The 24,193-nt window shown below is 39.1% G+C and carries 25 protein-coding genes; 17 read left to right on the forward strand and 8 right to left on the reverse strand.

Annotated elements, in window-relative coordinates; all coding sequences use genetic code 11:
• The 4 genes from PLEUR7319_RS0111870 to hpsU all read left to right on the forward strand — a co-directional run.
• On the forward strand, positions 1–3,112 hold a 3,112-nt coding region (locus tag PLEUR7319_RS0111870; protein WP_256380632.1), incomplete at its 5' end, for an SdrD B-like domain-containing protein.
• A gap of 153 nt (positions 3,113–3,265) precedes the next feature.
• Complete coding sequence (locus PLEUR7319_RS0111875; RefSeq protein ID WP_237743562.1) at positions 3,266–4,231, forward strand: hypothetical protein; 966 nt, start codon at positions 3,266–3,268, stop codon at positions 4,229–4,231.
• A gap of 323 nt (positions 4,232–4,554) precedes the next feature.
• The gene (locus PLEUR7319_RS0111880; protein WP_019505445.1) at positions 4,555–5,961 is read left to right on the forward strand and encodes a glycosyltransferase family 4 protein; all 1,407 of its coding nucleotides are present in this window, start codon (positions 4,555–4,557) and stop codon (positions 5,959–5,961) included.
• 45 nt (positions 5,962–6,006) lie between these two features.
• The gene (gene hpsU / locus PLEUR7319_RS0111885) at positions 6,007–6,618 is read left to right on the forward strand and encodes a hormogonium polysaccharide biosynthesis acetyltransferase HpsU (RefSeq protein WP_019505446.1); all 612 of its coding nucleotides are present in this window, start codon (positions 6,007–6,009) and stop codon (positions 6,616–6,618) included.
• A 95-nt stretch (positions 6,619–6,713) separates the two neighbouring features.
• On the opposite strand, the gene PLEUR7319_RS0111890 is transcribed toward hpsU, so the two are convergent.
• Positions 6,714–7,676: a protochlorophyllide reductase gene (locus PLEUR7319_RS0111890; protein ID WP_019505447.1), complete on the reverse strand. Its 963-nt coding sequence runs from the start codon at positions 7,674–7,676 to the stop codon at positions 6,714–6,716.
• A gap of 227 nt (positions 7,677–7,903) precedes the next feature.
• Between PLEUR7319_RS0111890 and PLEUR7319_RS0111895 the strand changes: the two genes are divergently transcribed.
• From PLEUR7319_RS0111895 to PLEUR7319_RS0111905, 3 genes are all read left to right on the forward strand, one after another.
• Complete coding sequence (locus PLEUR7319_RS0111895) at positions 7,904–8,128, forward strand: DUF433 domain-containing protein (RefSeq protein ID WP_019505448.1); 225 nt, start codon at positions 7,904–7,906, stop codon at positions 8,126–8,128.
• A gap of 2 nt (positions 8,129–8,130) precedes the next feature.
• Positions 8,131–8,490: a DUF5615 family PIN-like protein gene (locus tag PLEUR7319_RS0111900; RefSeq protein ID WP_019505449.1), complete on the forward strand. Its 360-nt coding sequence runs from the start codon at positions 8,131–8,133 to the stop codon at positions 8,488–8,490.
• Between the two features lie 355 nt (positions 8,491–8,845).
• Positions 8,846–11,542 carry a CHAT domain-containing protein gene (locus PLEUR7319_RS0111905; protein WP_019505450.1) on the forward strand — a complete coding sequence of 899 codons (2,697 nt, stop codon included), beginning with the start codon at positions 8,846–8,848 and terminating at the stop codon, positions 11,540–11,542.
• A 92-nt stretch (positions 11,543–11,634) separates the two neighbouring features.
• On the opposite strand, the gene PLEUR7319_RS0111910 is transcribed toward PLEUR7319_RS0111905, so the two are convergent.
• Positions 11,635–12,051 (reverse strand): pentapeptide repeat-containing protein, encoded by a 417-nt coding sequence (locus tag PLEUR7319_RS0111910; protein ID WP_019505451.1) that lies wholly within the window; start codon positions 12,049–12,051, stop codon positions 11,635–11,637.
• Positions 12,048–12,470, reverse strand: a complete 423-nt coding sequence (locus PLEUR7319_RS35075) for a hypothetical protein (RefSeq protein WP_144054293.1) — start codon at positions 12,468–12,470, stop codon at positions 12,048–12,050. The genes PLEUR7319_RS0111910 and PLEUR7319_RS35075 overlap by 4 nt, the downstream gene beginning before the upstream one ends.
• A 341-nt stretch (positions 12,471–12,811) precedes the next feature.
• Between PLEUR7319_RS35075 and PLEUR7319_RS0111920 the strand changes: the two genes are divergently transcribed.
• The 5 genes from PLEUR7319_RS0111920 to PLEUR7319_RS0111940 all read left to right on the forward strand — a co-directional run bounded on the left by PLEUR7319_RS0111920 (position 12,812) and on the right by PLEUR7319_RS0111940 (position 15,109).
• The gene (locus PLEUR7319_RS0111920) at positions 12,812–13,384 is read left to right on the forward strand and encodes a GUN4 domain-containing protein (protein ID WP_019505453.1); all 573 of its coding nucleotides are present in this window, start codon (positions 12,812–12,814) and stop codon (positions 13,382–13,384) included.
• A 44-nt stretch (positions 13,385–13,428) separates the two neighbouring features.
• On the forward strand, positions 13,429–13,854 hold the full coding sequence (locus PLEUR7319_RS0111925) for an SDR family oxidoreductase (RefSeq protein WP_071592917.1): 426 nt from the start codon (positions 13,429–13,431) through the stop codon (positions 13,852–13,854).
• Positions 13,854–14,390, forward strand: coding sequence for a nuclear transport factor 2 family protein (locus PLEUR7319_RS0111930; protein WP_019505455.1), 537 nt, complete (start codon positions 13,854–13,856; stop codon positions 14,388–14,390). The genes PLEUR7319_RS0111925 and PLEUR7319_RS0111930 overlap by 1 nt, the downstream gene beginning before the upstream one ends.
• A 131-nt stretch (positions 14,391–14,521) precedes the next feature.
• Positions 14,522–14,665 (forward strand): hypothetical protein, encoded by a 144-nt coding sequence (locus tag PLEUR7319_RS41250; protein WP_019505456.1) that lies wholly within the window; start codon positions 14,522–14,524, stop codon positions 14,663–14,665.
• Positions 14,666–14,677: 12 nt separating this feature from the next.
• Positions 14,678–15,109 carry a GNAT family N-acetyltransferase gene (locus tag PLEUR7319_RS0111940; protein WP_019505457.1) on the forward strand — a complete coding sequence of 144 codons (432 nt, stop codon included), beginning with the start codon at positions 14,678–14,680 and terminating at the stop codon, positions 15,107–15,109.
• Positions 15,110–15,528: 419 nt separating this feature from the next.
• Here PLEUR7319_RS0111940 and PLEUR7319_RS0111945 read toward each other — a convergent pair whose 3' ends face one another.
• The 4 genes from PLEUR7319_RS0111945 to PLEUR7319_RS0111960 all read right to left on the reverse strand — a co-directional run bounded on the left by PLEUR7319_RS0111945 (position 15,529) and on the right by PLEUR7319_RS0111960 (position 20,002).
• Positions 15,529–16,290, reverse strand: coding sequence for a class I SAM-dependent methyltransferase (locus PLEUR7319_RS0111945; RefSeq protein WP_019505458.1), 762 nt, complete (start codon positions 16,288–16,290; stop codon positions 15,529–15,531).
• 48 nt (positions 16,291–16,338) lie between these two features.
• A complete protein-coding gene (devC, locus tag PLEUR7319_RS0111950; protein ID WP_019505459.1) occupies positions 16,339–17,520 on the reverse strand; it encodes an ABC transporter permease DevC in 1,182 nt (393 codons plus the stop codon).
• A 61-nt stretch (positions 17,521–17,581) separates the two neighbouring features.
• Positions 17,582–18,760 (reverse strand): ABC transporter permease DevC, encoded by a 1,179-nt coding sequence (devC, locus tag PLEUR7319_RS0111955; protein WP_019505460.1) that lies wholly within the window; start codon positions 18,758–18,760, stop codon positions 17,582–17,584.
• 3 nt (positions 18,761–18,763) lie between these two features.
• Complete coding sequence (locus PLEUR7319_RS0111960; RefSeq protein ID WP_019505461.1) at positions 18,764–20,002, reverse strand: ABC exporter membrane fusion protein; 1,239 nt, start codon at positions 20,000–20,002, stop codon at positions 18,764–18,766.
• A gap of 313 nt (positions 20,003–20,315) precedes the next feature.
• On the opposite strand from PLEUR7319_RS0111960, the gene PLEUR7319_RS0111965 reads away from it, so the two are divergent.
• The 4 genes from PLEUR7319_RS0111965 (at position 20,316) to PLEUR7319_RS0111980 (ending at position 22,360) form a co-directional block, all read left to right on the forward strand.
• Positions 20,316–20,645, forward strand: coding sequence for a DUF433 domain-containing protein (locus tag PLEUR7319_RS0111965; RefSeq protein WP_019505462.1), 330 nt, complete (start codon positions 20,316–20,318; stop codon positions 20,643–20,645).
• On the forward strand, positions 20,639–21,091 hold the full coding sequence (locus PLEUR7319_RS38075) for a GNAT family N-acetyltransferase (RefSeq protein WP_019505463.1): 453 nt from the start codon (positions 20,639–20,641) through the stop codon (positions 21,089–21,091). Before PLEUR7319_RS0111965 ends, PLEUR7319_RS38075 begins: the two co-directional genes overlap by 7 nt.
• Before the next feature lie 211 nt (positions 21,092–21,302).
• Entirely contained in the window at positions 21,303–21,728 is a 426-nt protein-coding gene (locus PLEUR7319_RS0111975; RefSeq protein WP_019505464.1) for a GNAT family N-acetyltransferase, read from the forward strand.
• A 98-nt stretch (positions 21,729–21,826) separates the two neighbouring features.
• Positions 21,827–22,360: a DUF6817 domain-containing protein gene (locus PLEUR7319_RS0111980; RefSeq protein WP_019505465.1), complete on the forward strand. Its 534-nt coding sequence runs from the start codon at positions 21,827–21,829 to the stop codon at positions 22,358–22,360.
• A 65-nt stretch (positions 22,361–22,425) separates the two neighbouring features.
• Here the strand turns inward: PLEUR7319_RS0111980 and PLEUR7319_RS0111985 are convergent, their stop codons facing one another.
• Positions 22,426–23,364: a hypothetical protein gene (locus tag PLEUR7319_RS0111985; RefSeq protein ID WP_144054294.1), complete on the reverse strand. Its 939-nt coding sequence runs from the start codon at positions 23,362–23,364 to the stop codon at positions 22,426–22,428.
• Positions 23,365–23,646: 282 nt separating this feature from the next.
• Here PLEUR7319_RS0111985 and PLEUR7319_RS0111990 point away from each other — a divergent pair, with 282 nt between their 5' ends.
• Positions 23,647–24,171: a pentapeptide repeat-containing protein gene (locus tag PLEUR7319_RS0111990; protein WP_019505467.1), complete on the forward strand. Its 525-nt coding sequence runs from the start codon at positions 23,647–23,649 to the stop codon at positions 24,169–24,171.
• The last annotated feature ends 22 nt before the right edge of the window (positions 24,172–24,193 follow it).

The following is a 24,193-nucleotide window of genomic DNA, read 5'->3' on the forward strand; positions in this document are numbered from 1 at the left end:
AGTTGACGATAATCAAATTACCGCCACGATTGATGGCGCCGATTCTACAGGTAATGACTTCCTGGAAGAAACTCCCCTCTACCAACTATCGGGAACCGTGTATGAAGACACCAATCTGCCAGATGATAATGCCATCGAGACCGAAGATACACCCATTAGTGGAGTAACAGTCAAACTATTCAATGCGGATGTTGATGGTAATCCCACTGGAGAGGCGCTCTCCAGCACTACCACTGACGACAATGGCTTCTATGAGTTCAGCGATTTGGGCAACGGGAACTATGTGGTGGTCCAAACTCAACCAGGTGATTATGACAGTGTGACCGATATTGATGGAGTTGACGATAATCAGATTGCGGCGACTATCGATGGTGCTGATAGCACTGGCAATAACTTTGTAGAAACTCAATTGGGTGCTATCAACGGTAATGTCTCTGAAGATACTACTGGCAATGGACAAGGAGATACTCCTATTGCTGGTGTTACCATCAGTCTGCTCGATAGTAATGGAGAACCAGTGACTGATGGTGAGGGGAATCCCATTACGACCACTACCAATGAGGATGGTAATTATCTGTTTGAGAATCTGACTCCTGGAGACTACAGTGTGGTTCAAACTCAGCCAGAGAACTACAACAATCTGACTGAAGATGAAGGTGGTAGTGATGATGACCAACCCGATGACAACGTCGTCAATAGCATTGGGGTGACCGTCAGTCCTAACGAAACTGATACTGACAACGATTTTGTAGAAACTCAACTGGGTGCTATCAACGGTAATGTCTCTGAAGATACTACTGGTGATGGACAAGGAGATACTCCTATTGCTGGTGTCACCATCAGTCTGCTCGATAGTAATGGCGACCCAGTGACTGATAGTGAGGGGAATCCCATTACGACCACTACCAATGAGGATGGTAATTATCTGTTTGAGAATCTAACTCCTGGTGACTACAGTGTGGTTCAAACTCAGCCAGCGGACTACAACAATCTGGCGGAAGATGAAGGTGGTAGTGATGATGACCAACCCGATGACAACGTCGTCAATAGCACTGGGGTAACCGTCAGTCCTAACGAAACTGATACTGGCAATGACTTTGTGGAAACTCAACTGGGTGCTATCAACGGTAATGTCTCTGAAGATACTACTGGCAATGGACAAGGAGATACTCCTATTGCTGGTGTCACTCTCAGTCTTCTCGATAGTAATGGAGAACCAGTCACTGATAGCGAGGGTAATCCCATTACGACCACTACCAATGAGGATGGTAATTATCTGTTTGAGAATCTGACTCCTGATGACTACAGTGTGGTTCAAACTCAGCCAGCGGACTACAACAATCTGGCGGAAAATGAAGGTGGTAGTGACGATGACCAACCCGATGACAACGTCGTCAACAGCATTGGGGTAACCGTCAGTCCTAACGAAACTGATACAGGTAATGACTTTGTGGAAGTTGCAATCCCTGGAAACATTAAAGGACGGGTCTGGAATGATATTGACTTAGACGGAATTCAAGACGAGGATGAATTTGGAGTAGATGGTGTAGAAGTCAAGCTCTACTTACAAGACGATCCAACCACACCGATCGCTACCACAACTACATCTGATGGTGGGAATTATGAATTTCTAGTTAATTCTGATGCCTATTTTGTTGAGTTTACTCGTCCCGAAAATACAGTTTTCAGTCCCGGTGATAAAGGCAATGATGACAGTCTTGATTCCGATGTCATCAATAAGGTTTCAGGGGTAACTGAAAATATTACACTGTTGCCAGGCGAAACTATCGAATTAGATGCAGGAATATCTCCTGATTCTGATGGTGACACTATACCTGATGTTACCGAAGGACTGACAGGCGATCGCGATAATGATGGTATACCTGATTATCTAGATGTCGACCCTGCGGGCTATTTTTACGATCAGAATACTGGAGAAATTATTTCCGGTGCTTCGATTGAGGTGATAGGACCAGGGTTAATCGATCTCACTTCAGATGGAAGTGCCACAGGATTTTATCAATGGTTTATTGATGGAACTCCCGGAATTTACACGATGGATATTACCCTTCCTGATGGTTATGTCTTCAGTCCAGATCGTCCTCCTCTTACTCCTGCTATCGATGCAACTGGACTGACACCAGACCCCTTTGAAATGGGATCTTCGAAAAATGAGGCAACAGGAAAACTATTTTCGTTTGATTTTGCCGATAATCCCTACTATCTTGAATTTGAACTAGCCACGGGAGATCCGTTTATTATCAATAACAACATCCCTCTAATTCCCAATGTGGCAACTATTGGTGGAAGAGTATGGGATGACACTGATCGCAACGGAATCGAAGGAGGATTTGAGTCAGGAATAGAAAACATCACTGTCACCTTAATCGGTGGTGGTACTGATGGTAATATCGCAACAACCGATGATAATACTGTTGAAACCCTAGTTACTGATAGTAATGGTGAATATCAGTTTATCGACCTTACTCCAGGTATTGAATATCAAGTTGTATTTGATCCCAATAATTTACCACCTGAATATAGTGCTGGATTAACTAGCCAGGATACTGGTAACAACGATCAATTCGATTCTGATGCCGAGCAAAATACTGGTCTTACTCCTATTGTCACCTTAAATCCTGGAGATGCCATAACTGATATTGATGCTGGTCTGTTGACCCCTGAAGTTGATGATCCTACTAATCTAATTGAAGGGACACCAAGTCCTGAGGTGATACTTGGTACACCTGGAGATGAAACTATTGCTGGTTATAAAGGTCAAGACACTTTAACTGGTGGTGATGGTAATGACAACTTCTTCTTTAACGAAACCAGTGATGGGGTTGACATTATTACCGACTTTACTTCAGGAGAAGACCAAATCGACTTAACTTCAATTTTGAATAATGAACTAGGGTACACAGGTAACAATCCTATTGCCGATGGTCATGTTGTCGTAGCTGACTTTGGTGCAGTAGGTACTATGATTCAAATTGATTTTGATGGGGCGAATAGTTTGCTACCTAAAGATGTTGTTTTCTTGGAAGGAGTATCTAACCTCGATGCTAATCCAAATAATGATTTCGATCCTGAAAATGATTTAGCCTTCTAATTTTTCTAGTTAGTTATTTCCAGGAGAATTTGGGCATTTTAAATTATAGATTGAATTTAACTCCTGGAAAACTCACTTTTATTTTGAGAAGTATGATTTTTGTTTAACTCCAAGTCTATATGTTTCAGTCGTATATTTTACTTATCTATGAATATGTCTATGTTTCGTCAAAACTTAGCCTCCACAGTTAGTCTGGTTAGTATTTTGGGTTTAGCCAACCTGGTAGCTAGTAATCCTGCCAATGCTTTTACGGTCGATTTCCAAAATACTGATTTTGAAAATAACTATACTGGTTGGAATACTACAGGAGATGCCAGTATTCAAGGAATTTTTCAAGGTATAGATCCTATTGGAGGTAACAATCAAGCTTTGATTACTACCTCTTGTCCTAATACTGCTTTTGCTGCTGGTGAGTGTTTTGATGCCCAAAATCCTGCTAATCCGCGCTTCGACGATCCTGACGTTAGTAACAATAGAACTTTTAATTTTTCAGGTTTAGACCAAACTGATGCGAATGGCAATAATGCTCCCAATAATTTGCAAACCTTCTTGGGTTTGGATGCAAATGTTTTAAATATTGACCGTACTGGCGGAACGATTTCTGGTACTCGTACTCCCAAAGAAGGTTCAGCAATTACTCAAACAATTACTGCCGATGAGTCCTTTACACTTAGTTTTGATTGGAATTATTTAAGTAATGACGGCACTCATCCGATTTTCGGTAATCAGGATTTCTCTTTTCTAACTCTTTATCCTGAAGGCTCAGCTCCAAATACTCGCACCATAGAAATATTGGGAGATAGTACAGGAGCAATTACTCCAATTGATGCCGATCAAACCGATTTTCAGAACGCTGGAGGCTATTTTCGTTATAATTCAGATGTTTTAGAACCTGGAACTTATGTTGTTGGTCTCGGGGTAGTTGATGTGGATGGTACTGGTATTAGCTCTGGCTTATTGATAGATAATTTTGCTATTCAAAGTCCTGATGCTGGAGATCCTGTATTCATTCCTTTTGATTTTTCAGCGACTACTGGTTTAGGCATTGTGGCTGGTATTTTTGGCTTGACCCGTCTACGTCGTAGATTTAAGTCTGAGACTAACAAAAATATAAGTTAATTCCCTTCTTCAGGAAATCACTTAGTTGCTAGTAGTTTGACGAATGATTTTTAACAAGTCAAATCTCTATATATGCTGTACTTAGAAAGCATGATAAAAATATCACTACTGTCACAGCTTTTTTGTCAACTGCTAGTATCTATCTACAATAATCAAATATTTTATCGACTTCTATAAATTTTAAGTCTATTAATAAAACAAATTTACATATTTTACAAAGTAATATAATCAGTATTTACACTCACAACAAAATAGAATATTTTAGCAATAATAAAACCAGTATTTTTATCAATATATTTATTTGATTTTTAGGTGTAATTATAGTGTCTATCAAATCGAAGTTGTGGTCAAAAACTACAAGAAAGACTTTCGTAAAAGCTTTTCAAAAAAAAAGACCTACAAAAGATTTAATAGCTAAAAATTTTAATTTATTAATAATTACTCAATTCTTTCCACCAGATTATGCTGCTACTGGTCAATTAATTCAAGAACTAGCAAATCAGTTAGGACAAAAAAACATCCAAGTTAATATCTTTACAGGACAACCAGGATATGCTTATAAACAAAAAAAAGCACCAGCTAAAGAAATCAGAAATAATGTAGCTATACAACGTTCTAGAGCATCACGATTTTGGTCTCAGAGAATTCGAGGGAAAACATTAAATGGGATTGTATTTGCTCTTAGATCAGCTTGTTATTTATTTAAAAATGCTCATAAAAATGATCTTGTTATATTAACTACTGCACCTCCTTTCCTCGCAATCATTGGTTTTTTGGCAAAGTGTTTTTTGGGAATTAATTATATATGTTTGGTTTATGATTTGTATCCTGAGGTTGCTGTAGAATTGGGTGTTATTTCTCAAAATAATTTAGTGACTAAATTATGGAACAAAATTAATACTATTGTTTGGAATAAAAGCAAAAAAGTAGTGGTATTAAGCGAAACAATGAAACAAAGAATTATTGCTAAAAATTTGTTTGTTCCATCAAAAATTTCGGTGATTCATAATTGGGCAGATGCAGAATGGATAAAACCATTAAAAAAACAAAAAAATTGGTTTGCTCGTCAGTATGGAATAAACCATAAATTCACAGTTTTATATTCTGGTAATTTCGGTTTATGTCATGATTTAGATACAGTTTTAGGAGCCATGAAAATACTCAAAAACCAGCCTGTTCAATTTGTATTTATTGGTGCTGGAGCTAAACACGATATTTGTCGCCAAAGAGTCTTAGAATTTAACCTAAAGAATAGTATTTTTCTGCCGTATCAAGATAGAGATAAATTACCTTATTCTTTGACTGCTTGTGACTTAGCTTTAGTGAGTATAGCACCTGGTTTAGAGGGCATAATTGTCCCTAGTAAAGTATACGGAATTATGGCAGCAGGTAAAGCGATCGCCGCTATTTGTGAATCTCATTCTTATCTACGTAAATTAATTACAGATGCTGAATGTGGGGCGTATTTTAATAACAATTGCAGCGAGGATTTAGCAAAATTTATTTTAACTTTAGCTTCCAATCCAGAGTTAACCGCGCGGATGGGTATTTCTGGTCGTAACTATATGCAAAAAAACTTTACTCCTCAAATTATTGCTCAAAAATATTGTGAAATTCTAGATATTGATTCTAGCTTTAATGTTATCGATAATAAATTAGAACGAAAAAAAGTTAGTCAAGATAAATTTTTACCTACCCGCTATATAAAACAAAGATATACCAATATTTAAAGCCCCATAAAAATATTTTTAGTTCTTCAATTTTTGTCTACAAGTATGACAGAAAAAGATATTTTACTTAAGCAAAAACATTATGAAATAGATGTAGATGAAGATTCTTTAGTGGATTTAAGCTCTTACAATCTATCTAACTTTAATCTGGGCAAACCTAAGTGGTTTGTAATGGTATGGTGGCTAATTCAAGCATTATTATTTCCGCTCAGCTTACATAATCATAATAATTTTCGCTGTTTTATCTTACGTTTATTTGGCGCAAAAATTGGCAAAGATGTCGTTATCCGACCAACTGCTCGCATTACTTATCCTTGGAAAGTGGATATTGGCAACTATACCTGGATCGGAGATGATGTAGTTTTCTATAGTCTTGACCAAATAAAAATCGGTTCTCATTGTGTGATTTCTCAGAAATCTTATCTTTGTACAGGTAGCCATAATATTGAAGATAAATCATTTAGTCTCATCACTGCACCAATCTCAATTGGTAATGGCACTTGGATTGCTACAGATTGCTTTGTTGCGCCAGGAATTAGTGTTGGTTCAAACAGTGTTATTGGTGCCAGGAGTAGCGTGATGAAGAGTATTCCTGCTCGACAAGTTGCTTGGGGTAGTCCATGTACCGTGCGTTATCCTAGGGTGATTAAATCTTAATTCGGATATTATCGAAAAAAGCTAAGCGATCGCTCTTAAGATAAATAAAATTAAATATCCATTAAGCGATTGCTTTAAGTAGGCAATATCTTAAATTAAGTAAGTCCTACTAGCTTTTCAGTCAATTCCCACAGGCGTTTACCTTTGTTAGCATCCATAGCCTCATCAGAAATTTCCTGCTTAAAAGCTGCACGGTCTTCTTGTTGCCGATTACCCCAACTATAGTAGACTCCAGACTCATTAAATCCTGAGTCAGCGACAACTTTCGCTACTCTTTCTCCTGCTAATTCTTCTGTTACATAGCCTCCAGTAATATTTTTCTGAAACCAAGGAAAAATAGTCCTAAATAAAGAAAAATGATTGCGGAATAACTGTGTCTCGGCAACACATCCAGGGTAAAGAGCATTAAAAATAATTCCCGTAGGCTGATGATAGCGATCGTGTAGCTCGCGCATGGTAAGCATATTGCAGAGTTTACTGTCCTTATAAGCTTTTCCTGATTTAAACGTCTTACCGTCAATCATCGTAATCGGGGCTTTAAAACCTTCTTCCAGACCTTTTAAGTCGCCTAAGTCTGGTGGTGCGGGAATAGGGATTTTACCTCCTAATTCTTTCGGGTTAGCGGTAACTGTCCCTAAAATAACCAGTCTTTTTTCTGGTGCTTGAGACTTCCTTAAATCTTCCAACATGAGATTGCATAAAAGAAAGTGACCTAGGTGGTTAGTAGCAACACTCAACTCATAGCCATCTTGGCTCCGTTGTGGCTCTTTTTCTAGCGGCAAATAGACGGCAGCGTTACATACCAGCGCATCGAGAGATTTCCCTGTGGCGCGGAAATCTTGGACAAACTGACGTACGCTATCTAAAGAGGCTAAATCGAGATGAATAATACTATATTGATCTTTTGGTATACTAACTCGCTCTGCCGCTTTTTCAGTTTTGGGCAGGTTGCGACAAGCCATTACTACATGCCATCCTCGATTAGCTAAAGCTTTGGCTGCATATAAACCGACTCCAGAAGATGCGCCTGTAACGATAACGGTTGATTCTTGTACCATTTTTTTAAGATTCTTATTAGTATTTATACCTGTTCCTAAAATCTCACACTATATAACCTATAGTTATCAGTAATTTATAAAGTGTCATATTTTCGTTAAAATTTTTAAAACTTACAGTTATTAATGCTAGCGCGAAGCGTATCCGACGGGTAATCGCCAACCCAACACTAGAATAACTATGACTTAGAATTGAATTAAACTAACCAAAGACATCACATTATTTCTTCATGGACAGAATTGCCGTTAATCCTCAAATTCATTTTGGTAAACCTTGTATAGCAGGTACGCGCGTAACGGTGCAAAGTGTTTTAGAACTTCTTAATGAGGGGTTATCTTTCAATAATATTATTCAAGAGTATTATCCCGAGCTAGAAATCTCAGATATTAAAGCCTGTTTAGAATATGCCATTGCCTTGATAGCGGCTGAAGATATCAATCTCGTATTTGCATAACCGTGAAATTTTTATTCGATCAAGATGTATATGCTATCACGGCTAAATTTTTGATTAGTTCTGGATATGATTTGATTCATGTTACGGAAATTAGTCTTTCACAAGCTAGTGACGAAGAAATACTCAAAATAGCTCAAGAACAAAACCTAATTATAATTACGCGAGATAGAGATTATGGAAATTTAGTTTTTGTCAGACTAATGGGTGCTGGAGTAATTTATCTTCGGATGTTGCCTAATACTTTAAATGAAGTCCACCAAGAACTGATACGGGTATTAGAAACTTATTCTGAACAAGATTTATCAAAAGCTTTTGTGGTTGTGGAGTCTAACGGACATAAATTTAGAAAACTATCTTTTTAAATTACTCTTAAGCGATTGCGCGGAGCGCACTGGCAGAGCCAATCGCTATTAATACAAATATAGGATCAAGTTGCATTTGGATGAAAACTTAAGTAATTTCATCTCGAAATATAAGATAGTAAGATTTTATAATCTTAGCTGGGAATAATTGAGATCGCCGATTAACATCAGCATTTAAGGTCAAATCGAAAACAATTGACCTTAAATTATCAAATTTGTGAGAAACTCAGACTGAGAACATGAAAAGATTTTGAAATAAATTTACAGCTATTCTGGCGAACTAAATTGTTTCTAAGAATAGATACAAAGCCTCATGTTGTTTGCTTCCTTGAAAAAAATAAGGCAAAAATGGAAAGTGCGATTGATCTCTGCACATTGGCTTCGCCAATCGCTTTTTAGAACTGTTCAGCGATCGCTTATTATTGGGCTATGGGCTTTGACTATTAGTCTTGGTATTCACAGTCATTCTAAGATACAAGCACAAACTTCAGAATCGGCTCTAGTTCTAATTGAAGAAAGTAAAGAATATTATGATCGTGGGCAGTTTGTTGCAGCTACCGAAGCCTTACAACAAGCATTGCAAATCTACCAAAGATCGGGAGAACGGATACAACAAGCACGAACTTTTAGTCTGCTATCCCTAGCTTACGAGCAGTTAGGAGAGTGGCAACAAGCTGAGAAAGCAATTACCAAAAGCTTATCTATCCTCGATACATTACCTAAAAGTATAGAAACTAAAGCCCAAAACCAATCTTTTCTAGATCGCGTCCGCGCTCAAGTATTAAATCGTCAGGGACGTTGGCAATTAGCTAGGGGACAAGCGAAAGCTGCTATAGAGACAGCAGAAAAAGCCGAGTTGTTCTATACTCGCTCTGGAGATACTCAAGGAATATTTATCAGTAAAATTAATCAGGCTCAAGCATGGCAAACCTTAGGCTTTTTTCGTCGTACTACTAAAATCTTAGATGGATTAGTCCAACAGCTTGAAGATCAGCCACCGTCTCTAATTCAAGTCAATAGTTTAAACAGTTTGGGTAGTCTATTCCGTCAGCAAGGAAATTTAGAGCGTTCATCAGAAATTCTCAGCAAAAGTTTGGCATTAGCTCAAAAACTAAACCTTGATTCTGAAATCAGCCCCGTTTTACTCAACTTAGGTAACACTAAACAAGCATTAGCCAGTCAAGCGAGGAGTTTAAACGATCTTGAGCAAGCAAATAATTACCAGCAGCAGGCTGAAAAACACTATCAACAAGTAATTGTAACTGCTAGTTTTCCCCTCAATCGAATTCAAGCTCAGTTAAATCAATTTAGATTGTTAATTGACAGTGAGCTATTAGTTCAACAAAAGCCTAATCCCAATTTTACAGCTCAAAATTTTATATTTCCCATTAGTCAAGCTCTGGAGAAATTACCCGCTAGTAGACAAACCATTTATGCAAATATCAATTTTGCTCGCAGTTTAATGAAAATCCCCTCTACTAGTAATTATGAATCACTCATTACCACAACCTTGAATAAAGCGATCGCCCAAGCGCAAAGTTTAGAAGATCCCCGCTCAGAATCTTTTGCTATCGGTACCCTAGGACAATTTTACGAACAAACTGACAAGTTACAACTTGCTCAAAAACTAACTAACTCGGCTCTGGCGATCGCCCAAAAGATGAATGCTCCCGATCTTAGCTACAAGTGGGAGTGGCAGTTAGGTCGATTATTGGCAAATGAACAAAAAAGACAACAGGCAATTAGTGCTTATACGGAAGCTGTAAATGACCTACAACTATTAAGACGTGACTTGGCAGCAATCAATACCGACATTCAGTTTTCTTTTCGGGAACAAGTCGAACCAGTTTATCGGCAGTTAGTAGGATTACTGCTTCAGCACGATAGTCAACAAGAACTTAGTCAGCAAAATCTGCGCCAAGCTCGTCAGGCGATCGAATCTCTACAACTAGCTCAACTAGAAAATTTCTTTCGTTCGGCTTGTTTAAATGCAGAGCCAGAACAACTCGATCGCATCGTCGAATCAGATCCTACCACAGCAGTTTTTTACCCGATTATTCTGCCTGAACGGTTTGAAGTTATTTTCAAATTACCAGGACAAAAAAGACTACAACACTATCACAGCGATCGCCCTCAAGCTGAAGTCAAAGAAGTATTAGCTCAACTACAGCAGTATCTTAATGAACCCGACCGTACCAGCGATGTTAAAAAACTATCTCAGGAGCTATATAGTTGGTTAATTGAGCCGGTGGCTACTGAGTTGGAAACAAGTCAAGTGAAAACTTTGGTCTTTGTTCTTGATGGTGCTTTACGTAATATTCCGATGGGGGTGCTTTACGATTCCCAAAATCAACAGTATTTGCTCGAAAAATATGCGATCGCCGTTGCTCCTGGGTTACAGCTATTAGACCCTAAGCCTTTGGCTGGCAATCCCTTGAACGCTCTAATTGGTGGCTTGGAAGAAGAACGGCAAGTAGGAGGAAAAGAGTTTTCTCGTCTTAATAACGTTAGTTTAGAGTTAAAACAAATACAATCTCAGGTGGCTAAAGGAGAACAACTATTAGATCGCTCTTTTACCAGCGATAATTTACGCGATCGCATTGATCGAGAAGACTTTTCCGTAATTCATTTGGCAACTCACGGTCAGTTTAGCTCTCAGTTAGAAGAAACGTTTATCTTGACCTGGAACCAATTACTTAAAATTAGCGATCTTGACGATCTACTTCAGCTCAATAATCCTCAACGTAACAGTATTGAGTTACTAGTGTTGAGTGCCTGCGAAACCGCTGTCGGAGACGAAAGAGCTGCTCTAGGATTAGCGGGAATTGCGGTACGGGCGGGAGCGAGAAGTACTTTGGCAACCCTTTGGGCAGTGGATGACCTTTCCACCGCTAGACTGATGGGCGAATTTTATCGCCAGTTAGCAAATAATCAAATTAGTAAGGCTGAAGCCCTGCGCCGCGCTCAATTAGAACTTTGGAAAGAACAAAGCCAGGATTGGCAACGTCCTTATTTTTGGGCTTCTTACATTTTGGTTGGTAATTGGCTCTAACATCACACTAATGATTCATTTAATAATTTGCTGTAAACATTTTGTTGATTTTTAAATTTGTTTGAATGTAATACGATCGCTTTTTTATAAATTTAATAAGAAGTTATTGTCTTCCTGCCTCGAATAATCGTTCGTTCAGGCATTATATTTCCATTGGGAATAACGGCACCACTTAAATCTGCTCCAGCTAGACTGGCACCCCTTAAATCTGCACCCAGCAAGTTAGCATTAGTTAGTTCAGCACCTCGTAAATCTGCACCTCTTAAGTCTGCAAAACACAAATTAGCTTGGTAAAAATTGGCTGCGCTTAAATCAGTACGAGATAGATCAGTTTCTATCAGGATCGCAGCTGTTAGGTCAACACCTTCTAGAACCGAAATACTAAGATCTGCATGACTCAGATCGATTCCTCGCAAATCTTCCCAGCTCAGATCGCGATCGCGACAATTTATATTGATGAAGTCACGTCTACCAGCAGCATATTGTTGCAATAATTCTGTACTTTTCATATGGTTGTTCCTGAGACACTTAAATACGTTAATCTACTTACAATAGATCTGGAAAAGTCTAATTTTTTGGTGGCAGCTTTGGTCAAGAAAAAACAGTATTCTTTCATCTGGTGTTTTAGTAATTCAATGTGATGAATTTCATAAAGATCGCCATAATAGTTTTTTACATCTTCAGGAGTGATATTAAATCGTCTCAATTCACTAGAGCAGGAGTTTGACTCTTTGATAGTTAGTAAATACTTAGAACCAAGAGGCATCAACTCATCGATCTTTTTACAATAGTTCTGACGTAATTCTTCTGATAAAGTTTCAAGGTAAGTTCGATCATAAACAAGATCGATATGACCAATTTCAATAGTATTCAAATCTATGAAAAAGAGCTTTTTTAAAAAAAATTTAATTATTTTTGATGCTTTCATAATTGCATAAGCTTTGAAAGCATACAATATATACTACGTTCATAGAGCAAGTATTTCTTTCCCGTTTTTTTAACTTTTACAAGTCTTTTTATGGCTACTAATAAGACATTGTCATCGTAGTTTCTCGACTTAACTTTTTTCTCTTACGATCCATTAGATAGCCGTACCAAGTAACATTAGGATAAGTTTATTTGATTGCTCGTGAGTAATTATAGCCTTTCTCAAATAGGTGAGACTAAAGCAAGATTAGACTAAATTGAGCAAGATTAGACAAGACAGTTTCTAGAAAATTTTATTAGCCTGATTACTATTCGATATTCAAAGTAGGCTAGGTTTTCTCTATGTCTCCAACAAAGACTCAATCTTCTGACCGTAGTGAATCTGACCGTAGTGAAATAGAGCAACTAAAAAAAAGAATTAGTAGTCTTGAAGAAAAACTGTTGAGGGTTAGTAATATCTATCGATATGAAACCCTGCAAAATCTTTTAAAAGAAGGTAAATGGTTAGAAGCGGACAAAGAAACTGTACGACTAATCTTGGCGATCGCCGGTCAGGCAGAAATAGAGAATCTGCGTCCTAGTGAAATTGAACACATTGATTGCAGCGAATTGCAGGTAATTGACCGTCTGTGGCTTACTTATAGTGACAATCGTTTTGGCTTTAGCCTTCAGGTAAAAATGTATCAAGATGTGGGTGGCAATGAGCAAACCACTATTGAACAAAATACTCAACTGATTGAAAAATGGGGCGATCGCTTAGGATGGCGCCAAAGTGGACAATGGCTTAAATGTAGCGATTTAAACTACTCTGAAGACGCAGCCAAAGGAAGTCTACCTGGTCTTTGGTGGAATTCTCCCTATGGTTCTAAAATGACTAATTATTTTTTAGCGCGATTGATGAATTGTAATCTTTGACTATATTTGAGACATGAGAATACCATCAAAAATTGCGGTAAAAGTTGAATACCAATGCCAGAGGTGTCTTTCTTTCCATGAAGTACGAACTACCAGTCATGGTAAATTCTGGAGGAGGGGCAATTATTAATAACGCTTCTGTTTCGGCTCATGTTGGTTTTGCTACTATCTCTCCTTACAACGCCAGCAAACACGCTACTCTATCTTTGACTAAGGTTGCTGCTTTAGAATATGCAGACAAAAATATTCGGGTCAATTCAATCTCTCCTGGTGCTGTAGATACGCCGATGCTGAGAAGGGCTTTAAAAGCTTGGAATACAGACTTTGAAACTGTAGCTCAAGATTTTCCGATTAAAAGAATTGTTGCTCCAGAAGAAATTGCCAGAGGAGTAATGTGGCTAGCATCTGCCGAACCGATTGCTGTTGTTGGTACAGACATAGATGCTACAGGAGGATATCTGACTAAATAATGATGAAATCAAAAGTTTTATCCCGTCGTCATCTTGCCTTGGGAGGAATTGGAAGTTTGGCTAGTTTAGCTCTTTTAGGAAAATCCTCTAAAACTGAAGCTTCTACACCAGAACATCCTAATGTAGCAGTTGTCCAACGCTATTATGAAGCTTACGGTGCTTCAGATATTGAATCAATCCGGAATGAAATCTTTGCTCCTAATATTACCTGGACAATTCCTGGTCATCATCCACTAGCGGGAACCAAACAAGGTGCTGATGAAGTATTTGCTTTTTTTGAACAGCTTAATCAAGCCAAATTCCAAGCCGAAGTATTATTTCTGGGTGGTAACGATAACTATGTGGTGGATGTTCATCGCGGTTGGAGTAATTTAACCGATGGAGAAAATATAGATCAAACCTGGGCTTTGTTGTACGAGATTGAAAGCGACCGCATAAAGAGTGCAGTGAACTTTCCAGGCGATCAACACGCAGCCGATGCTTTTTTTTGGAGGGTTTATAACCTCAAGCCTTTGCCAGATCGCTTGGTACAGTGATTTTTCTTCAAAATGCCTATCTATGTTCACAATGAAAGGAGTAAATTCAAGCTTTTCTCTTTCAAAATACTCTTTCTTGTCAAAAAAAGTACGATATTTCTCCAAACCGTGAAGTTTATTACAGATTGAAGATGAAAAATACCGACATAGAACTAAATACGGTACAGCTAACGCCAAAAGACTTTGATCGCGCAGCCGATCTTTTAGTCGAGGCTTTTTATGATAATCCCGCTCATGTCTATATTCTTGCCGATCAAAGCACTAGGTTAAAATAGCTCAAATGGGGGTTGAAAGCTAACCTCAAACTCAATCTGACACCACCGCGAAACATTGGTAAGAGTTTTGCCCTGGTTGAAGCCGATCGCCCGCGAGGAGTTAGACAGATTAAAGCAATGGCTTTTTGGCATCCTCCAAAATGCAACCATATTAATCTGATCGATAAAATTAGATCTGGATGGTTAGTAGCCCCCTTCAAACTTGGCAGGGAGACTTATCGACGCTTATCAAAAGTGACGAACGCGTTCGACAAAACTAAAGAAGAAGTATTGGGCGATCGCCAAGCTTGGTATCTCAATAATATGGTGGTAGCCAAAGAACTTAGAGGAACTGGAATTGGTACTAAGATTCTAAAGAATCAGCTTGAATCGGTAGTCGATCATTCTGGCTTCCCTGCCATTTTAATGACTCAAAGAGCAGCTAACGTCAGATTTTATCAGTGACTTGGTTTTAAAGTAGCGGATGAGTCAACAGTGGGTAGTGGAGAGCATCGGTTTACTAACTGGTGTATGGTTCGTCCTTGTTCCTAGGGGAGATTATTTTTTAACCAATGGCAAATCTGTTCGAGATCGATCTCGGCGAAATTAGTAGCACTTACTCTCAAGGTGCGATCGCAAACGTCTAAAATTTCGTAACCTTCCTGTTTAAATTAGCTTCCAACTCTGCCGATATTAGATGGTCTATAAGATCGGGATATCTTTCTCCAGAGAGCGATCGCATTAGCTAATTTCCCCTCGTATTTCTCTAGCTACAATACCTGTTTTCACCAATCTTTCAATACTTATGGGTAAAGCATAGTAGTATAATTAGGCGTTGTAGAACAATCAGTAATAATCGAGAATAGCCATCTAACTTGTAATTATTATTTTTCCGCTATTACCAACATCTCATAATCTTCAGTTGTTAATCGATCCTGACGACTAAACGCACCAAGTTTTGCTGCAAATATATCAATAACTTTGAAATTGAGTGTTGTTAAAAGCCAAGTTATTTCCGATGGAACATAATATCTTTCGTTGCATTCCAGTTCTTTTGTGTTACCAAGATCGTCCTCAATCCGGATAGTATGACGATCGCGAAATGTCATTAAATCAAATGAATTATTACTATAAGTGGCATTTCCTTCTTTCGTTGCTGAAGCGAAAAATTCTTTCACCGAATGGAATAAGGGAAATAAGCCATTTAAGGTGGTAAATATTAATTTTCCTTTTGATTTTAAAGCGTTGCTTGCATTGCGAAGAATTTGAAAATTCATCTCATCGGTTTCCATTAAGGAAAAACCTCCCTCACAAAGCATAATTACTAAATCGAATTCATTCGACAAAGTTAGTTTTCTCGCGTCTTGTAGTTCAAAATTAATTGATAAATTCTGTGCGGATGCCTTTTCTTTGGCTCTGTTTAATTGAGATTCTGATAGATCGATTCCTATAACGGTATATCCTCTTTTTGCTAACTCAATAGAATGTCTTCCAGTTCCACATCCAATATCTAAAATTCGCGTAGTTTTGTCATAGTTGATTTCTTGTTCGATAAAATCACATTCTCCGATTGTTCCTTGGACAAAACTCTCGCGATCATATTTCATGCCATAGTTTTCAAATAATTCTTCATACCACTGTTTCATCTTGTTTTATCCCTATTTACAGTCGAATGCTTAAATATTAGCCAAACTCTAAAACACTTCAGCAGGATCGGCAGATTGGAGTTTGCGAATCGCGATCGCACCAGAAGCAAGACACATAGTAACTGTTAAGAAAAATACTCTCAAAGCGACATCAGATTGCATTGCCAAGGGCATCTTGGTTAAGGTTTCCAGTAAGCCATACATCCCAATCGAAACTCCAAAACCAGGAATAAAACCCAGTACGGCTAAAATAATTGCTTCTTGAAAAACTACCGCCAGTAGACTTTTATCAGGATAACCCATCGCTTTGAGAGTGGCGTATTCGGCTAAATGATCGTTTACGTCGGCAAATAAAACCTGATAGACAATTACTACCCCAACCACAAAACCCATTGCTACGCCAAAGTTAAAGATTGTGCCTGCGGGGTGATTTTCAGCCCAAAAGTCTTTTTCTGCTGTAATAAACTCTTGATGAGTCATTACAGCAACGTCACTAGGCAAGGTGGCTCTGACTTTTTGCTTGACTGTCTCTACCTCTGCACCAGTATCAACTTTGAGTACGCCAACTGTTACATTGTCGATACTATCTTTACCATACAAACGCAGATAATTCCAATCACTGGTGATCAAATATCCTTCAACCCAGAGGGTACTACCCAAAGTAAACATTCCCCCAACGCTAATTCTGCGTTCTGATATCTCCGTCTTAATTGGTTTTCCTTGCTCAAAAGTTGCTGCAATTGGTCCCAAATCTGGTCGGGCTAGGCGATCAACCAGAACTTTATCCGGCAGTTTAATTTTTTCTAGCTGTTGGTTGACTTCGGGTAAGTCTAAGACAGGATGTGCGGGATCGAAAGCCAAAATCGCTACGCTGGTTACTTTTTTTTCCCAAGGATTAATCCAGCCAGCATTAGAATAATAAAAAGGATTAGCCGCAGCAATTCCATCTACAGCAGCAGCTTGATACAGATGACGATGGGAAAAATTTTGACCATCAATGAGGGTTTTAGCCCTAGCACTCACTAATAATAAATCTCCATTTAAATGTTCGTGAATGCGAGTAATACCGCCAAATAGACTGGTATGAAACCCAAGCTGCATAAAAATTAAAATATCGGCAAAGGCAATTCCTGACAAGGCAACAATCATGCGAACTTTTTGATGGCTGAGTTGCGCCCAACCCAAAGGGGGTTCTTTGGTGAATCTTTTTAGTAGAGTTTTAATAGTCATTGGTTAGCGGATAGTAGTTAATGGTTAGTACGGACTAAAAAACTTAGTGATTAAAAACCAATTAAAATACATCGGCTGGATCGGCAGATTGGAGTTTCTGCATAGCGATCGCTGCTGAAATCAAGCACATTAAAACAGTAATAACAAATACTTGTGAAACAACACCAAATCGCATGGGCAAAGGGATTCTAGTTAAATATCCCAGTAGAGCATATATACCAGCCGAACCGATAAATCCAGGAATAAAGCCTAATACGCCGAGGATAATTCCTTCCTGAAAAACAACCATTAGCAGGTTTTTATCTGAGTAGCCCATCGCTTTGAGAGTGGCATATTCTGCCAGATGATCGTTAACATCGGCATGTAATACTTCATATACAATCACCACCCCAGTAAAAAATCCCATCGCAACGCCAAAGTTGAAAAGTATGCCACCAGGTACTTCAGCCCAATAGTCTTCCTCAGATTTGATAAATTCTTGATGGGTCATTACTTCCACATCCTGGGGTAAATATGCCTGGACTTTACTCTTTACCGTTGCTAAATCTACACTAGGTTGAAGAGTAAGGATGCCAACGCTCAGATTATCGATGCTATCCGCACCAAATAAACGCAGGTAATTCCAATCGCTGGTGACAATGTGTCCGTCGATAAAAATCGTGCTGCCCATAGTAAAAATGCCGCCAACACTAACTCTATGTTCCGATATTTCAGTAGTAACGGTTTTTCCCTGATTAACTGATTCGGGTACAGAACCCAATTTGGGAAGAGATAGACTATCAAATAAGATTGTATTGGGCAGTTTGATTTGTTCTAGCTGTTCGTCTATTTCTGGCAAATCGATTACTGGACGAACGGGGTCGAAAGCAATTACGCCGATACTGCTTATTTTCTGGTTCCAAGGATTAATCCAGTTGCCAAAAGAAAAGTATAATGGGTCAGCAGATGTCACTCCATCTATCGCTTCGGCTTGATATAAATGACGGCGATCAAAGGTTTGACCATCACCAAGATATTCGGTGCGGTTACTGACTAGAAATAAGTCTCCACGAAGTTGCTTGTGAAGATTGGTCGCGCCACCAAACATACTCATCCTAAACCCCTGCATGGTGAAAATCATAATATCGGCAGAAGCAATAGCTATGAGAGCTACCAACAGGCGAACTTTTTGATGGCGTAGTTGTACCCAACCTAAAGGAGGTTCTTTATTGAATTTTTTTAGTAGAGTTTTAATAGTCATTGGTTATTGACCACTATCCAAATCAATCTTTACTCTGATTTGTAAATTAGTTAATCCTGCAACTTTATCGCTATCTTCAGGGTCTAGACGCACTTTAACTTCAACCACACGAGCATCTTTATCCGCAGCAGGATCGGATTCCAGTACGTCTTGTTTTTTGATTTGTAAGCCGATATGGTCTATTATTCCTTGTAATTTTCCTTCAAAGCCACCGTGTTCGCTGATTACAGTTGCCCTCTGTCCTACTCTTACTTTGCCAACATCGGTTTCATAAACTTCCGCGATCGCATACATTTGGTTTGTTCTGCCCAGTTCGACAATACCTTGACTGGTATCAACCTGTTCCCCAACTAGGGTGTTGATCTTGAGAATTTGACCGTCTATCGGTACGCGCACATAGTAGTCTTCTAGTTCGGATTCGATCCGTTGTACTTGAGCGATCGCGTAATCGACTTCGGCTTGAGCTTCCGCTAAATCTACAGGGCGAACTTCTCTTAGTTTATTCAGCATTGCCTTTTCTTGGGCGATCTGTTCCTGTAAAGTTGAGCTAGTGTTATCTAGCCTTGCTCTTGCCTGATTCAATCTGGCTTGCGACCTGTCAAATAATTCTTGGTGATCATCTAAAGCCGATCTACTAACTGCTCCATCTTGATAAAGTGTTTGGTAACGACTATGGTTAATCTCGGCGTTTTTCAACTCTGCTTGAGCGTCAGCTATTTCCGCTGCTCTTTCTAGACTTTCATTACGTAATTGAGCTTTTAAACGGGCAATATTAGCTTTTTGGGCGGCAATTTCCGCGCTTTTTGCTTCACCCGCCTTAATTTGCTCTAGTTTTGCGCGATAAACTTCTACATTCAGTTTTGCTTCAGCAAGTTCTGCTTGTTTTTGATCCAAACCTTGCAGGGTCGCAATTAACTGTTTAGCCATAACGTGATCGCCTTCATCAACCAACAATTCATTGACACGACTATCTTGAGCATTAGCTACCGAAAGTTTAATCACTTCTCCCTCTGGTTCTAATCTACCCAAAGCAGTCACCGCTATAGGAGCAATCTTGGTAATTGGTTCTGGCTCAATAGTTTGTGTTGGCGTTTGAGAAATATACCAATAAACTATTCCTCCTCCTAAAGAAGCGATCGCCAAAATAGCAATTAACCAGGAAGTAAGCTTTTTCTTCGTTGGCTGTTGCTGTTTCTCTGTAGAAGGTGGATTTGTTGACTTTTTATATTGTAAAAGTTCCATAGTTTGCTCACAGAGAATATTTTGAAAGTAGATAGTTACCTTTCAGACGGATCTAATCTCTGCCCACGACTATCGATCTATATTCTTAGTTCTAGAAAAATAATTTGAGGAAGTTGTGAAAGCTTAATAGCCACTAACAACTAACTAATAACCACTAACCACTTGTATGAGGGAATAACCATTCGCCGTAAACTAGGTGTTGATGCAAAAATAACTGGCCGCCGCTTAGGTCCACTTTAAGCTTCTTGAAATGATGATAAGACTCTGGATTTAAGTTACGATCACTATGTAAAAGATAAATAGGATTTAACTGATGAGTCTTGTTTTAGAGCGTGAGGCACCTCCTCTTCACGAGGATGAAACTGGAGCAGTTCGAGTTGGCAATTCAAGAGTCTTGCTGGAAATTGTAATCAGGGCATTCCAAGATGGAGCCTCCCCTGAATCCATTGTGAATCGCTACGATACGCTATCTTTATCCGATGTTTACAACACGATTGGCTATTACCTTCGGCATATGAATGCTGTCGATGCTTATCTGAGTCGAAGAGCACAGCTGGGTGAGACCTTACAGCAACGTTTATCTGCGACTCAAACCGATTTGAGTCTCATTCGTTCACGCTTGCTATCTCAACTTATATGGTAGGCACACATATCATTCGCCCTGCGTATTTTCATGATGCTGATACGCTACTTGAAATTCGAAGAGAGGCAATTTTGGCTCTGATAGGAGTGTTCTCAGAAGTGAGCAAAGTTGAGCGATGGGCTAATTCTGCTGGGCCTGATCGAACAGAAACTGCAATCGCTAATCACATTGTTTGGGTCGCGGAATCTCAATCAAATCTTGTAGGTTGGGTGGAGGTCAACGCTGAGACAATTGAAGCTTTATATGTTCGCCCAACAGCATGGAAAGCGGGAATTGGTTCTTCTCTTCTGTCACATGCTGAGAAATTTATCCAAGATAGTGGATTCTCTTCTGTACTTCTAAATGCTAGCCCTAATGCAGAAGTATTTTATCGTCACCGTGGTTATATGGGCTCAGAGCCTTTAGCAGATAGCTCAATACCCATGGAAAAACAATTTGAAAAATAAATTCCCGGTGAGCACTTATGACACTCTATTGGCGTTACTGCTATTTTTTGTCTGGCTTGGGGCGATCGCCTCTAGCATTCAATTTCTGCCAGTTCGGGTCAGTTTTCTAACTATCCCATGCAAGGAACGCTCGAAGCACGCTCACGAGAGATGCTTCAAACATATCTCTCGCGTCCATGATGGATTACGTTAGCTATCAAAAAGTAGTGAAATGAATGTCAGGTATACAACTTCAATTGAAAATATAAAATGGAAGGAAGTGTCCGATATATTCAAAGCTGTCGGATGGGGAGAAAGGCTTTCGGAACAAGTTAAACTCTCATTCGAAAGAAGCTCCTTTAAACGCTTTGCTTATATCAGTGATGAATTGGTTGGTGTAGGTAGAACAGTTGACGATGGATATTACTATGGATGGATAGTTGATTTGGCCGTGTTGCCCAAATATCAAGGGAATGGGATTGGCTCTAAAATCCTTGGTGAACTTGAAAACGACCTCAAGCCTTTTCTCACTACGATGTTGACAGCCGCACCAGGGAAAGGCAGCTTTTATGAAAAACTAGGTTGGCATAAACAGTGCTCAGCCTATATATGGCCTCGCTCAGAAGAACAAATACGCTCATTCTCCGAAAATGGCTAACAAGCGCTTGCAACGGAACGGAAATATACACTATTGATATAAGACAAACATTATCGTCGTCCGCTGAAGCCCAAACCGTTATGCAAGGAGATTTTTAGATGTTTTCAAAATTCAAATATTTAAGCGATCTCGGTGCTGGAGATTTTGAACACTTAAATGGCAGTCTTACTAGCCATTTAGAGGGTACATATTCATTGCTAAAAAAGTGGGGATGCTCTGAAATTCTATGCGATGCAGGTTTATTTCATGCTGCATATGGGACTGCTGGATTTGATGAAACTATGGTGTCCCTTGATCGTAGGTCGGAAATTTCGGAATTATTAGGTGAAGAGGTAGAAGAATTAGTTTACTTATATTGTGCATGCGACCGAGAGTATACATATGGGGAGCTTATAAAAGGCTCTGGAAAATATAGAAACCGGTTTACAAGTGAAATCTTTCCGCTAGAAGAAACTCAGGTCAGAGCCTTAGCTGAATTAACCGTTGCAAACGAGCTTGAACTCGTTATTACAAGCGAAGCTTTTAAAGCCAAATATGGGAAGGGGCTTTATCAACTTTTTGAGGGCATTCAGCCATATTTGAGTAAAAATGCAAAATCTGAATATCAAAGTGCAATGCCAGAATATGCATAACAAACGCAAGCACTTCGACTCGCAAGCTCGCGCGTGTTGCAGGCGTTGATTGGATCGCACTCACGTTAACTAACAGAGCCAGTTTGTTTTTTAACTTGCCAACCTATCTGTGAACCAATTTTTCCCGCTTTAATAAATATCCAACTACCTCGATGATACGAAGTCTCATCATGATGACATTGGGGTTTAATACCGATTAATTGTTCTACTTCCTCAGTAGTCAAGATCCAGTTTGCAGCTTCAGCTTTTTCGAGAACATCCATATACCATAAGGGATTGGGTGGTTGATGCTGAGAAGTCAAAATTGTTTCTAAGCGAACTAAAGAATCAGCGATCGCTTTTAGCAGTTGTGTAAGCTGTTGATCGCTCTCAACCTGAAGTTGGGGAGATGATAATGTGGGTTCTTGAGCTGCTGATACTTCAAAATCTGCTGATGTAGTTTCTGTTAGTGGTAGATTTTGTGGAGAAGAATTTTCATCTAACCAGGGATCGGGAGTAATCTCTTTTTTAAGAGTTGGTTTAAATTCATGGTTTTTCAACCAAGTGCTGTTCAAGTCTGTTGCTAAATTATTTAAAAAACTAGCTGTTTTTTCGTCTCCCTCTACCGCCATCTGACTAGCGACTTGTTTCATAACCTTGACTAGTTCTGGACCAATTAACTCCTGATGGGCTGCCAAAATTTCCGCTTCCGAACCTTCGGGACAACTTAGCAAGGCTTGGATAAGTTCTACATAGGCTTTGGTTTTATCGTTATTGTTTTTGGGAATAGGCATACTCTCTGTCAAAATATGATGTAATTTCCCTGCCCAGTTATGAAGATATTTAGCCGCTTTGATTTCTCCTTCTGCTGCTAAATGACTGGCAACTTGTTCCATTACCTCTACTAGTTCAGAATTAACCAATTTGTCATTCTGTCGTAGCAGTATCCATTCTTCTCCTCTAGGACAACTTAATAGACCTTGAATTAAATCGAGATAAGCTTTGAGGCGTTGTTGGTTCATCATTTATATACTTTTAAAGTACTAAGTCTTTATTAGTTTTTACTTCTATTAAAAGGGCAAAGCCATTAGCTACAAGCTATAAGCTATAAGCTGTAAACTCATGTTGACTTTTTGTATCGCAAAAGTTCCATAATTAGTTAACAGATAATATATTGAAGGTAGATAGTTACTCCTCAGACTTACCAAATAACCGACCATCGATCTACATTCACAGTTTTAAATCAATAACTTGAGGAAGTTGTGAGAGCTTAATAGCCCCTAACAACTAACCACTAACAGAAAAAAATGAATGTAGATATTTTATTAGCAAGGTATGCCGCTGGCGATCGCGATTTCAGTAATGCCGAGCTGAGCGGAGCCAACTTAGCAGGAGCAAAACTGAGTGGCATCAATTTAATTCGCGCTAATTTATCCCATGCCATACTTAGAAACGCCAATCTGAGCGGTGCGTTTCTAGTCTTGGCCGATCTTAGAGAAGCAGATTTGAGTGGCGCAATCTCGATTGTCGTCAATTTCAGTGGTGCGAATCTTCAAGGCATAAATTTATCCCATAGCCAACTCACTGAAGCCATACTAACTGGTACTTGGTTACAAAGGGCTAATTTAACCAATGCCAATCTTCAAGGAGCAATCCTCGCTGGAGCAAATCTGATTGAAGCTAACTTGCAGGGTGCCGACTTACGAGGAGCAAATCTTTATGGTACAGATTTAAGAAAGGCGGATTTGACTGGTGCCAGCATGACTCACGCCAATCTAAGAGGCGCAGATTTAGAGGGAGCAATTATGCCAGATAAGGTGATTACAGTTTAGGCAATGAGGTTAAAACTATTAC

Origin of the sequence: Pleurocapsa sp. PCC 7319, assembly GCF_000332195.1 — a bacterium.
In the GTDB taxonomy this organism is placed as follows: Bacteria; Cyanobacteriota; Cyanobacteriia; order Cyanobacteriales; family Xenococcaceae; genus Waterburya.

What these genes read in the sequence shown, in the direction of transcription:
- PLEUR7319_RS0111875 (WP_237743562.1), top strand. Translation starts at nt 3,266, where the DNA reads ATGTCTATGTTTCGTCAAAACTTAGCCTCCACAGTTAGTCTGGTTAGT.
- hpsU (WP_019505446.1), top strand. Translation starts at nt 6,007, where the DNA reads ATGACAGAAAAAGATATTTTACTTAAGCAAAAACATTATGAAATAGAT.
- PLEUR7319_RS0111890 (WP_019505447.1), bottom strand. Translation starts at nt 7,676, where the DNA reads ATGGTACAAGAATCAACCGTTATCGTTACAGGCGCATCTTCTGGAGTC.
- PLEUR7319_RS0111895 (WP_019505448.1), top strand. Translation starts at nt 7,904, where the DNA reads ATGGACAGAATTGCCGTTAATCCTCAAATTCATTTTGGTAAACCTTGT.
- PLEUR7319_RS0111910 (WP_019505451.1), bottom strand. Translation starts at nt 12,051, where the DNA reads ATGAAAAGTACAGAATTATTGCAACAATATGCTGCTGGTAGACGTGAC.
- PLEUR7319_RS35075 (WP_144054293.1), bottom strand. Translation starts at nt 12,470, where the DNA reads ATGAAAGCATCAAAAATAATTAAATTTTTTTTAAAAAAGCTCTTTTTC.
- PLEUR7319_RS0111920 (WP_019505453.1), top strand. Translation starts at nt 12,812, where the DNA reads ATGTCTCCAACAAAGACTCAATCTTCTGACCGTAGTGAATCTGACCGT.
- PLEUR7319_RS0111930 (WP_019505455.1), top strand. Translation starts at nt 13,854, where the DNA reads ATGATGAAATCAAAAGTTTTATCCCGTCGTCATCTTGCCTTGGGAGGA.
- PLEUR7319_RS41250 (WP_019505456.1), top strand. Translation starts at nt 14,522, where the DNA reads ATGAAAAATACCGACATAGAACTAAATACGGTACAGCTAACGCCAAAA.
- PLEUR7319_RS0111945 (WP_019505458.1), bottom strand. Translation starts at nt 16,290, where the DNA reads ATGAAACAGTGGTATGAAGAATTATTTGAAAACTATGGCATGAAATAT.
- devC (WP_019505459.1), bottom strand. Translation starts at nt 17,520, where the DNA reads ATGACTATTAAAACTCTACTAAAAAGATTCACCAAAGAACCCCCTTTG.
- devC (WP_019505460.1), bottom strand. Translation starts at nt 18,760, where the DNA reads ATGACTATTAAAACTCTACTAAAAAAATTCAATAAAGAACCTCCTTTA.
- PLEUR7319_RS0111960 (WP_019505461.1), bottom strand. Translation starts at nt 20,002, where the DNA reads ATGGAACTTTTACAATATAAAAAGTCAACAAATCCACCTTCTACAGAG.
- PLEUR7319_RS0111965 (WP_019505462.1), top strand. Translation starts at nt 20,316, where the DNA reads ATGAGTCTTGTTTTAGAGCGTGAGGCACCTCCTCTTCACGAGGATGAA.
- PLEUR7319_RS38075 (WP_019505463.1), top strand. Translation starts at nt 20,639, where the DNA reads ATGGTAGGCACACATATCATTCGCCCTGCGTATTTTCATGATGCTGAT.
- PLEUR7319_RS0111975 (WP_019505464.1), top strand. Translation starts at nt 21,303, where the DNA reads ATGAATGTCAGGTATACAACTTCAATTGAAAATATAAAATGGAAGGAA.
- PLEUR7319_RS0111980 (WP_019505465.1), top strand. Translation starts at nt 21,827, where the DNA reads ATGTTTTCAAAATTCAAATATTTAAGCGATCTCGGTGCTGGAGATTTT.
- PLEUR7319_RS0111985 (WP_144054294.1), bottom strand. Translation starts at nt 23,364, where the DNA reads ATGATGAACCAACAACGCCTCAAAGCTTATCTCGATTTAATTCAAGGT.
- PLEUR7319_RS0111990 (WP_019505467.1), top strand. Translation starts at nt 23,647, where the DNA reads ATGAATGTAGATATTTTATTAGCAAGGTATGCCGCTGGCGATCGCGAT.